Origin of the sequence: Ligilactobacillus sp. (assembly GCF_036846325.1) — a bacterium.
In the GTDB taxonomy this organism is placed as follows: domain Bacteria; phylum Bacillota; class Bacilli; order Lactobacillales; family Lactobacillaceae; genus Ligilactobacillus.
On sequence record NZ_DAIUCE010000202.1, the window covers coordinates 1 to 1386 of the forward strand.

The 1386-nt window shown below is 46.3% G+C and carries 2 protein-coding genes; both read right to left on the minus strand.

The window, feature by feature from the left end:
* Positions 1 to 139: 139 nt before the first annotated feature.
* Positions 140 to 856 carry a GntR family transcriptional regulator gene (locus V7Z60_RS10190; protein ID WP_334117690.1) on the minus strand — a complete coding sequence of 239 codons (717 nt, stop codon included), beginning with the start codon at positions 854 to 856 and terminating at the stop codon, positions 140 to 142.
* A 182-nt stretch (positions 857 to 1038) separates the two neighbouring features.
* Positions 1039 to 1386: ROK family protein (locus V7Z60_RS10195; protein ID WP_334117691.1), on the minus strand; the 348-nt coding region annotated here is incomplete at its 5' end.

Genomic DNA, 1386 nt, shown 5'->3' on the forward strand with positions numbered 1-1386 from the left:
AAATTCCAGCTCCCGTTTACGGGCAAAACGGCGATTTTGGGGATTTGCCCGTAAATTCCAGCTCCCGGTTGCGGTCAAAGCACACATTTAACGTCGCATACACAGACAAAAAAAGAAGCTGTTCCCAAAAAACAGCTTCTTACTTGCGATCAAGCACCGTGTAGGCATGTTCGCCGTTATACGGATGCCTGTTGCAGGAAAACTCGAGCGGACGTCCGTCTTCCAGATATACGACCTGAATCACCTGCAGAATCGGATCGCCCTTTTCAGCTTCCAGATAGTCAATGTCTTCCTGCGTTGTCTTTTCCGCGGAGATTCTTCTAAAAGCGCTGCCAATTTTAAAACCGAATTCACTTTGCAAAAATGAATAAACAGAATGCTTCAAAACATCTTCGGTCAGATTGGGAACCATCCTGATCGGCATGAACGTATGCTCAAACACATAGGGGCTGTCATCGCAAAGGCGCAGACGCCTGATCTCGTAAACCGGATCGCTTGCCTTGATTCCCAGACGTTCCTGGATTTCTTCATCCGGGAACGTCACGTTAAACGAAATGACCCTGCTCTTGACGCGGTCTTCTCCAAGCTGATGCGTCAGCCCTTCGTATTCGTTCACAGGCAAGGCGTCACGCTGTGCAAGTGCATTCTTTCTGACATAGGTGCCGGCACCTCTTCTTGAGTAGATGAAACCTTCCTTTGACAACATGTCAAGCGACTTCTTGACTGTCATCCGACTTGTCTTGAACTCCTCTGCCAGAGAATTCTGATCAGGAATAAGACTCCCGACAGGATACGTTCCATCCAGGATTCTCGACTTGATTGTTTCAAGAATCTGCTTGTATTTTAACTCAGCCATACAACTCACCTTTCTTTTTGTATTTACAAATATTATAACATAGAATTACATATCGAAGGCATGTTAATTTCTAGTTAATCAAATTAATCTTGATATATCCTTAGCGTAAAAAGTGTTACCTTTATTTTCCCAACAAAAAAAGGCCGAGGATTCCCTCGGACCTTTCATACATTGCTGACTGATTATTTGTCTGCTTCGATTGCCAGGAGCAGGCAGCCCGTAATACCGGCATCATCGCCCAGTTCAACGTGGACGATGTAGTCGTCAAGATCAGGTGTCTTGACGTAGCCGTTCATCTGTTCCTTGAATGACTTGCGGATCATCGGGAAAAGCTGTTCCTGCTTGGAAACACCGCCGCCGAAGATGATCTTTTCAGGAGAAAGAACAAGCGTATATGTCATGCAGGCCTGGGCAAGGTAGTATGCTTCGATTTCCCAGTCCTTGTCATCCTTTGGAATGTCATATGCCTTGACACCGTGATGACGGCCTTCAACGGCAGGACCTGCGCACAGGCCTTCAAGACAGTCATG